Origin of the sequence: Pedobacter sp. AK013, from assembly GCF_014205835.1 — a bacterium.
GTDB lineage: Bacteria > Bacteroidota > Bacteroidia > Sphingobacteriales > Sphingobacteriaceae > Pedobacter.
In genome coordinates this window covers 312,330-322,832 of the sequence record NZ_JACHCQ010000001.1, presented here as the reverse complement: position 1 = coordinate 322,832, position 10,503 = coordinate 312,330, and the positions used below count along the sequence as shown (strand labels likewise).

Below are 10,503 nucleotides of genomic sequence, written 5' to 3'. Positions count from 1 at the left end.
ATAGCTGATTTAATATCGGCTGTCCGGTAAAAAATGTATTTTTGCCCATGTTGTATTTAGGTGTGGTAACTCAAATATAACACTACAAAGGGTAGACTTAAAGCTACCCTTTTTTATAAACAAAAAAATATTTCTCCGGACAACAGTGAATTCATTTCAGCATCTTTTCTGCTATTAAAACACACTGAATCCAAAAAGCTTTTTTTACGTAAAAATATTATTTTCCGCTCTCTGCCGCGGTGGCATGGTACTTTGGCGCCCCAAAGTACCCAAAGCGCTTTGTCAATCCAGCAATGTGGCTCCGCACAGCCCGTGCACATCAAAAAACAGTGACGCTTCGTTTTGTGTTCAACTTTCTTAGAGGTTTTGAAGTACTGTTTATGAACACAAAACCACTGCGTTTAAGGCTTGGCACTACTCTCTTTTCATTAGTACATCTGTTTTTTTGATTTTCCTACCACTTGGGATTGACGGTGTTCTTCGCTCTAGGCTGTGATTTTTCAAAGCAAGTATAGCACCGTGCTCAAAACTACTCCCAAAAAGATGTTTCCATACGTTAGATTTAAGAAGTGGGTTACTTTCGGCATTATACCTGAAAATCTTTTACAACTAGTTTAAATTTAATGAGTATGTTTTTCTTTTTTTGTTGTCTAGGTAATATATGCACAATCCGAGATATTTAGCTTTTGCTATCATTGCCTTACTGTTTTTTTCAGGCAAAGTTACTTTTGCACAGCTTAATGCGGCAAAAGAGCTGGCTTACTGTACTGAACAGGTAAAAAAGACTTTAAAAGTTATTCCTCAGCAGGGCAACAATATTCCAAGGAGTATTGTTCCAGGTTCATCCAAATGGAAATTTGTAGGGTATAAAGACTGGTGCAGTGGTTTTTGGCCTGGCGTATTGTGGTATAGTTACGAGGCAACCCAATCAAGCGTCTTTTTATCAGAAGCAAAGGCTTTTTCCTCAGAACTTATACCACTTTCGCAGCAGCCGGCTTTCGATCATGATCTGGGTTTCCAGATCTTCAATAGTTATGGGAACGGTTACAGGCTTACCAAAAACCCCGAATATAAAAAGATTATACTCAAAACAGCCGATACGTTGGCTACCTTGTTTAACCCGAAGGTGGGCACCATCCTTTCATGGCCGAGGGAAGTTTCAGGAATGCAATGGCCACAGCATAATACCATTATTGATAATATGATTAATCTGGAAATGCTCTTTTGGGCAGCTAAGAACGGGGGAGGGAAAAGATTATATGATATTGCTTTTTCTCATGCCAACATTACCATGAAAAATCATTTCAGGCCTGATTATTCTGCATACCATGCCGTGATCTATGACCGTGAAACGGGAAAAAAAATTAAAGGGGTAACCCACCAGGGATATGCTGACGACTCCATGTGGGCACGTGGCCAATCGTGGGCCATTTATGGATATACCATGTGTTTCCGCGAGACGGGTAATCGTGCATTTCTTGAATTTGCCCAAAAAGTAAGCGATGTTTATCTGGCCAAATTGCCAACAGATGGAATTCCTTATTGGGATTTTAATGATCCTGCTATTCCTAATGCACCAAAAGATGCATCTGCAGCGGCAGTAGTCGCATCAGGTCTTTTAGAGCTTTCTACATTTGTTAAAAACAAGGCAAAATCACAAAAATACAGGAAAGCTGCCGAGCTTATGCTCACCTCACTTTCTTCAGCAGCATACCAAAGCAGAAATAAAAATACAGCCTTTTTACTGCATTCAACAGGCCATAAGCCTAATGGGTCAGAAATAGATACCTCAATCATATACGCCGATTATTATTACATGGAGGCGCTGTTGAGATTGGAAAAACTTCAAAAAGGAAATAAGCTAAAGTAATCTTTAGTGTAATAATAATTGGTATAACGCACTCACCGGAATATTGCTGGGCGGGACGTCTGATTTAATTTCTGACTGTCTCTTTTTCATATTTAGTTTTAGTCGATTTATATGCCTGGAACTGTCAGAATACCGAGACTTAATTCAACAGTCCCACCCACAATATTTTTATAAAAATTATCCGGGTTCCGTTATTGCCATAAACAGGATTGGTTATTCTTTGAATAAAAGAATGATCTAAAATGAAAATAGCAGAATATTTTTTAATTCTGGAAGCTGCTATAAAAACATAAATCTGCATGTCAGTTTTATATTTGGTTAATGAGGCGCGTTCTGGATGGAATGTGCCTTTTATTTTAAACTTAACATGTTTTTTAAAATTTTTTCTCCCTAAATGAGTATCAGGTAAAGCCGGCTGTGTCTATAAACTGTTGTACCCTATATCTGGCCAAAACCAAAAAATATGAGATTAAACGCTATTTCTTTATGGCGCATTTTTTTTGAATCACGATCATTTGAGCACTCTCATTTACAGGTAAGATGGCATAGCCGTCAATCCTGCTTTTTATGCTAACCAATTAAGATATCATTTATGATAAACGATTACATTTTAGATAAGAAAAGCCTAGCATTAGGTTTTGTTTTTCTATTCCTTAATGCCTATAGTTTTGCGGCAAACCAACTTTCCCAAAATCATAAAGCTACTGAAAAGATTTTTTTGGATTCACTGAAAGGAACCATAGTAGATAATAATGGAAAACCTTTAAAAGATGTAAAAATTTCAAATAACGTTAGCGGTGTCACCGTATTTTCTAGTCTCAATGGATATTTTGCCTTGCCTGGAACAATGGGTGATAAGCTAAAATTTGAACACCCTGATTTTTATACCCTTGAAAAGATCTATACAGGTGGGAAAAGCTCATTGTGGATTCAGCTTGCCGGACGTTATCTTCCTTCAAAAGATGTTATCGGGATAGACCCAAAGGATTCTTTGGCAGTTGACCGGGCTTCGGTTGAGGTACTGCACGGGCGCCAGCTAAAAGAAAACCTGCTTCAGTCTGTGGTTACTGTTAATACCAATCAATTAACAACAACACCAGCCTCGCAATTTCTTCAGGCGCTGCCCGGAAGGATTGCTGGCCTGAACATCGGTTTTAACAGCGGCGGCCCAGGCCTTGATGGAAATGGCTTGAACTATAACGTACGTTCTGCCCTTGGTAATAACATTGTGCTAATTGATGGTGTGCAGCGACCTTATATTTCTATAGACCCTGATCAGATCGAATCGGTTTCTGTTTACAAAGATGCACTGGCTACAGTAATGTTCGGCATGCGTTCCTCAAACGGAATTATTGCGATTACTACTAAAAAGGGAGATAGAGGGGCACCGCGTATTTCATTCTCTGCACAGGGTGGCATTGAAAGACCGATTGTACTGCCAAAGTCGCTTGATGCAGCAACTTATGCGATGCTTTACAATGAAGCTAAACAGAACGACGCTCCGGCCGGAGTAACTTTAACGCCCTCTTATTCTCCTGCAGATATTGCACTTTATCAAAATCAGGCCGATCCATTCCGCCATCCGAATGTTGATTGGTATAATACCGTGCTGCGGAAGCAATCGTATATCAACAGGTACAATTTTAATGTGCAGGGCAGCGGTAAGGGCTTCCGTTATTTTGTAGATCTTGATAATTTAAAGGAAACAGGTTTATTTAATACCAACGATTCACTAAACACTTACAATACCAATGCACAGCTTGATCGGTATATCGTAAGAAGCAACCTGGGAGTAGACCTCACCAAAACCACAGTGATGCAGCTCAATCTTTTTGGGCGGATTGCAAAGAATAATCAGCCTGGTGGCACAACTGCCACGGTTTTTTCGGGCCTTGCTGCTACACCAAACAATGCCTACCCTGTATTTAACCCCAATGGCACGCTTGGCGGTACGAGTACTTATGGCCAAAATCAAAATCTTTACGGACAGATTTTGCAGCGCGGTTACCAGTTTCAGGATTCAAGGGATGTTTCAGTCGATCTCCAGTTAACCCAGCGCCTGGATGTGTTCTTACCGGGACTATATGCTAAAATCCAGGGTTCGTACAATAATTCTACACTTTATAAAACCGATCGGTCAAAGAATTTTGCATCTTTTCAGCTTAACCCCGATAATTCTTACACCACCGTGGGAACCCTTACCGAGCAGGGTACAACAGGAACACCGGGGGTACGCAGCAGGGTTATTTATACCGAAGCCGACCTCGGTTACGAGCATAGTTTTGAAAAGCACAACTTATCTGCCCTGGTTTTAAGAAATGAACAAAGCACCATGCAGTTCGATACAGGCACGCTTCCTGAAATTTATACCGACTATGCAGCCAGGTTCCAGTATAATTACGATCAGAAGTATCTTTTTGAAGCAGCAGGTAGTTATGCCGGTTATAACTGGTTTACACCAGCCAATCGCTGGGCTCCTTACTGGGCTTTGGGTATGGGCTGGAATATCCATAATGAAGCATTTGTAAAAAACAATTTTAAATGGATCAGTAATCTTAAAATCCGAGGTACCTATGGGCAAACCGGGCAGGCAAACGCCGGCTATTATACCTATATCCAAACTTATTGGACACCTGCTACCAACACAAATAATGGCGATGGATATTATTTTGGAAATACTGGTGTGGGCGTTACCCGTAGTACCGGAGAAAATAGCCTTGCCAACCCTAATCTTGCGTCAGAAAAGGCAAAAAAGACCAATATTGCACTCGATCTGGGTTTTTGGAATAATAAATTAACCATCACCGCCGAATATTTTAACAACAGGTTTTATGATCTGGTAGGTAGCCCCGGCATAAAAACCAATATACTCGGTGCGGCTTACCCCAATAAAAACTTATATACCTATAATTATAAAGGATCTGATATTTCCCTCACTTACCAGGATAACATCAGCAATTTTAACTTTTTTGTTTCGGGTAATTTCTCGCTTGTTCAGTCGAAGATTATTTTCGTGGACGAAATTACCAGAAATTACGATTACCAGCGCCAAACAGGAAAACCGGTAGGCATGCTGTATGGTTATACGGCTACAGGGCTTTTCCAGAGCTTTGCAGAAATTAACGATCCGGCAACGGCTGTACTTGCAGCTACTCCAAAATCTTCGTTAAGGCCGGGCGATATCCGTTACCTGGACAGGAATGGCGATGGGATAATTAATGATTTGGATAAAGGACCCATCGGCAACGGAAAACCGACCGTTTACTATGGTGCTACAATTGGTTTTAATTTCAAGGGTTTCGATTTTAGCGCACTGTTACAAGGTGTAATGAACCGTCAAACCGCATTGGGAGGGCCAACCACACAATATGGCGATTTCTATAATGGCTTTGGTAATGGCGGTGCAGCCAATGCATTTGAGTTTAACCTGGGCCGTTGGACCCCTGCAACAGCAGCTACCGCCAATCAGCCCCGTTTATGGTTAGGTGCCAATGCCAACAACCAGGAAGTATCCAGCTACTGGCTTCAGAATACCAGTTTCGTCAGGCTTAAAAATGTCGAAATCGGATACACTATACCAGCATACCTCACCAAAAAGATTGGAGTCGCTTCGATCAGGTTATTTAGTAACGGGCTAAACCTGTTCACATGGTCGCCACTATCTAAATTCAGGAATGATGTTGATCCTGAATCACTAAACCCAACTTATCCGATGTTAAAGGTTTTCAATTTTGGAATCAACGCTAAGTTTTAATTAAAAATGATATGAAAAAATTAGTTATCAATATTTTACTTGCATTTTTCCTGGTTTTATCGATATCATGTAAAAAAGTCCTTGAAGATCATCCGCTGAATGTAAATAGAGAAAGCGACATCTGGGACCAGAACGATGCCACCGGAACCAATGCCCAGGCATGGGTAATTAAAATATATTCGCAGTTACCCAATGGTTTTATACGCCTGAATGGAATGGAGCTCGATTGTGCTGCCGGAGATGGGGTGCCCAGTAACAGGGCCAATGCGGTTTGGAATGTGATTAACGGTGGGTACAATTCGATTAACACTTTCGATGATAACTGGGCCAACAGTTATAGCGCTATACGCAGGGCCAATATTTTCCTGAATAACTATAAACGCGTGCCCTGGAGCGACCCAACACTGCCCAAGTGGCTTGCGGCCGAAGTACGCACGTTACGGGCATATTTCTATTATGAAATGATCAGGCGTTATGGCGGTGTTCCGCTGCTGGGTGAAAAAGTTTACAACCCTGATGATCCTGCCTTGCTGCAGTTGAAACGTAGCAGTTTTGCCACCTGTGTAGATTACATTGTATCAGAGTTAGATGCCGTAAAGGATCAATTAAGGCCCGATGTCTCGTTGGCAAGCCGCGGCAGCGGCAATGGGGTAGCAGAGGGTACTGATAATGATGCCGGTCGTATGCGCCCAACAATTAACATGGCCATCAAAGCCAAGGTATTGTTGCTTGCTGCAAGCCCACTTTTTAATCCTTCAGCTACTCCGGCACTTGATTTTACTGGATACGCAAGTTTCGATGCCAATAGATGGAAAGCAGCAGCAGATGCGATGAAAGCCGTTATGGACTTAAATATGTTCGCATTAGAGCCTAACCGCTACGTTCTGAATACAACCCACGTAAACAAGGAATTTGTTTTTATGCGTTATGCGGCAAGCTACCAGATTACCTGGGGCAACCTGGCCTCGCCTGTTGGTTATACCGTGGGTAATGTGGTAAGTGGTGGAATTGTAAGTCCAACACAAGAGCTGGTAGATGCTTTTCCGATGGCAAACGGTAAGGCTATAGCCGATCCAACTTCAGGTTATAATCTGGCCAATCCGTATACAAACCGCGATCCAAGGCTTGCTCAAACCGTATTCTACAACGGAGCCACCTGGCTCAGAAGACCTGTACAAACTTATGAGGGTGGTTTAGACAAACCGAATAATACCAATATCGCTGGCGGTGTGCAAACACAGACCGGTTATTACCAAAAGAAATTTCTGGCACAGGATGATAACAATACAGCCTTTACGCCAACCATGTATCACCCATCTGGCTTATCAACTTTTTGCCTCATCAGATATGCTGATATTTTGCTAAACTATGCTGAAGCACAAAACGAATTTGCAGGGCCTGATGCAACTGTTTATGCAGCAGTTAATGCGGTAAGACAACGCGCTGGTTTAAACCCTTTTGCAGCCCCTATAGGCTTGAGTAAAGAGCAGATGAGAAGCTTAATTCAGAATGAATGCCGTTTGGAATTTGCTTTTGAAGAAAGGCGCTTTTACGATATCCGTAGATGGAAGATTGCCAAAGAAGTATACGGAACAGGTTCGCTGCATGGTGTTAACATTGTTAAAAATGCAGATGGTTCTTTAATCTACACTCCGATTACTGTGGCTACTCCTTTCTTCAATGCCAATAACATGTACCTTTTGCCCATTGCAAATAGCGAAATCTTGGCTAATCCAAATATTGCTCAAAACCCCAACTACTAATCGATAACAACAAATATTAGTTATGAAATTTATAAAAATAATTTGTTTGTTCCTATTTGCGCTTACCTCCACAAAGTTATATGCTCAGGTGAGGACAATAAGAGGGCATATTGTGGATGAAAAAAATATAGCTTTGCCTGGTGTTACCATTTCAGAAGAAGGAAATCTGCGCAATGGTGCAATCAGTGATGAAAACGGAGATTTTGTAATTACCTTAAAATCAGTGAATAATACGATCCGTTTTACCATGGTAAGCTACATCACGCTTACCCAGCAAGCCGATGCAGGAAAAAAAATGGCCGTAAAAATGAAGCCAGATACCAAAGGGCTTGATGATGTGGTAATTGTAGGTTACAGTACGCAGAAAAGAATTACCAATCCAGGTGCAGTGAGTTCTATTAAAGCAGCCGAGATCGAAAACATCCCTACTTCGAGCATTCAGAATACACTGGCGGGCCGTTTGCCTGGTTTTACGGCGATTCAGCGTAGTGGTCAACCCGGATCAGATGCAGCCGAATTTTTTATCCGTGGAGTAAATTCGATGAACAATGATAACCAGCCACTCATCATTGTTGATGACATTCAATATACTTATGCACAAGTTGCCCAGCTCGATCCCAACGAGATTGAAACCATTACGATCCTGAAAGATGCATCTACTACAGCAATATATGGTGTAAGGGGTGCCAATGGTGCCATGGTAATTACAACCAAACGTGGTATGATTTCTAAACCTTCCATTAATGTTTCCACACAATTTGGTGTAAACCAGGTAATTCAGTATCCAAACTATCTGGATGCTTATGCAACTGCAGTTTTGCAAAACGAAGCTTACATTAACGACAGCTATAAACTAGCCTCACCGCTTACGCTGCCATGGACTGCTGCCGATTTGAAAATGTTTAAAGATGGATCGGATCCCTACGGTCATCCCAATGTGAACTGGCAAAACGAATTGTTAAAAAACAGTTCAACGCAGAGCAACTACAATGTTGATATCCGCGGCGGAAACAGCAAAGTAAAATATTTTACATCCTTTGGTTACTTTAAGCAGAACGGATTATTACGCGATTTTACCCCAACAAATCCGGATGATGATGGCGTTGAACCCAATTATTTCTATAACCGGGTAAATTTTAGGTCCAACCTGGATATTACCCCAACTAAAACCCTCAATATCAGGTTTGATTTAAACGGCCGTTTTGAAACCATTAATAATCCTAATGGACCGATTGATGCGGCGGGCTTATTTAAGGAATTAATTTCTTTTAGGAATCTATCGGCATTTAGTATGCCAATAAATAATCCAAACGGAACCTATGGCTATGCAAACCAGAGCTGGGGAAATGGATATGTTAACCCTATAAGCCGGCTCGCCAACAGCGGATATAAACGTAATTACAATAACAATTTTAATATTGTGGCTGGTGCCAACCAAAAACTCGATTTCATTGCCCAGGGCCTCGAAGTAAAATTAAATGTATCTTATGCCAGCAACATAAATGAACACCGTTTCCTTCAGCGCGATCCGGCAACGCTCCCGGCTTTTTACTATAACTCAGCAAATAACACCTATACGAGTAAAGGCAATAACCGGTTCCCGGTTTTCACGCAGGGCATAGGGAACGATGTCTTCAACAATTCTGTAAACAGTCAGTTATCACTAAATTACGACCACAATTTTGGTGTCCACAGGGTTTATGCGCTGGCATTGGTAAATGATATCAGCACCATTAACGGTGGAAATGTTCCGGTAAACTTCAGGGGGATTTCCGGTAGGTTAGGCTACAACTTTAGGCAGACCTATGGTATTGAATTTGATGTTGCACGAAATGGTAACGATTTGTTTAGAAAAGAACAGCGTTATGGCTTTTTTCCATCAATTTCTGGCTTCTGGAATTTAGGTGAAGAAAAGTTCTTTAAAAAATTATTCCCTTTTATCGATCTTTTTAAGTTCAGAGGATCTTACGGGCTTACCGGAAGCGACTTTGGCTACCCTATAGTACTTACCTCAATAGCCTATACACTGCCCGGTTCAGGAACAATTTTTGGAAACGGTGCAACCGAAGGTGCATTGGTAAATGCTGATGTAACCTGGGAAAAATCGAGGAAAACCGATGTCGGAGTTGATATTAATATGTTTGCAGGGAAACTCACCATGTCTGCAGATTATTTTTATGAATACCGGTACGATCAGCTGATTAACCAAGGGGCAATATCTACAATTATTGGTCAGGCCGTGCCAAGGAGAAATGTTGGAATTTCGGATAACAAAGGATTTGAGGTAGAACTGAATTACCGAGACAAGATCGGGGCAGTTTCCTATTCAATTGGTGGTAACCTTTCGCACTTTAAAAATAAGATCATTTATATCAGTGAGGCGCCAGATTATCCTTATCTGGCACAAACCGGAAGACAGATTGGTTTAACTAAAGGCTACCAGTTTATTGGCTTTTATCAAGCTTCAGATTTTGATGCAAACGGATCGGTTAGATCAGGGGTGGCTTACCCTTTATGGAGCACCATCCAGCCGGGTGATATGAAATATGCCGACCTGAATGGCGACGGCTTTATCACCGCAGCCGACCAGACCTTCCTGTCGCAGCCTAATATCCCAACCTATACTTATGGAATAAATCTGGGGTTAAATTATAAAAATTTCTCACTACGCGCACTGGTACAGGGCGCATGGGGTTATGCCATTAACGTTTTTGCCGAAGGGACTGATATTTTTAATGGTGTGCCGCAACCGCTGCATCTACAAAGCTGGAGTCCAAATAATCCGGATAATGCTATTTTTCCTAGGATTGGTTTTAATAACAACATTAACAACAGGACCTGGCAAACCATATCCGATTTTAGTCTTACACCCGGGAGCTATGTCCGTTTGAAATCGCTCGAACTTGGATTTCAGCTGCCTAAAAAGTGGATAGATAAAACGCATTTTATTCAGAATTGCAGGATATACACAGCAGGCTATAACCTCTTTACCATCAGAGATACGGGTAAGTTCCAGGTTGACCCGGAAATTGCCCAGGGTAGTAACGCCGGTACGGCATACCCCATTACAACGAACTATACATTTGGACTGCAGGTAGGTTTTTAATTTTAAAGGA

General features: G+C 41.5%; 4 protein-coding genes. All 4 read left to right on the top strand.

What is annotated here, in order from left to right; translation table 11 throughout:
• Positions 1-661 precede the first annotated feature (661 nt).
• The 4 genes from HDC90_RS01255 to HDC90_RS01240 all read left to right on the top strand — a co-directional run bounded on the left by HDC90_RS01255 (position 662) and on the right by HDC90_RS01240 (position 10,493).
• Entirely contained in the window at positions 662-1,870 is a 1,209-nt protein-coding gene (locus tag HDC90_RS01255) for a glycoside hydrolase family 88 protein (protein ID WP_184463046.1), read from the top strand.
• Between the two features lie 592 nt (positions 1,871-2,462).
• Complete coding sequence (locus tag HDC90_RS01250; protein ID WP_184463044.1) at positions 2,463-5,624, top strand: SusC/RagA family TonB-linked outer membrane protein; 3,162 nt, start codon at positions 2,463-2,465, stop codon at positions 5,622-5,624.
• An 11-nt stretch (positions 5,625-5,635) separates the two neighbouring features.
• Entirely contained in the window at positions 5,636-7,387 is a 1,752-nt protein-coding gene (locus HDC90_RS01245) for a RagB/SusD family nutrient uptake outer membrane protein (RefSeq protein ID WP_184463042.1), read from the top strand.
• Between the two features lie 22 nt (positions 7,388-7,409).
• A complete protein-coding gene (locus HDC90_RS01240) occupies positions 7,410-10,493 on the top strand; it encodes a TonB-dependent receptor (protein WP_184463040.1) in 3,084 nt (1,027 codons plus the stop codon).
• The last annotated feature ends 10 nt before the right edge of the window (positions 10,494-10,503 follow it).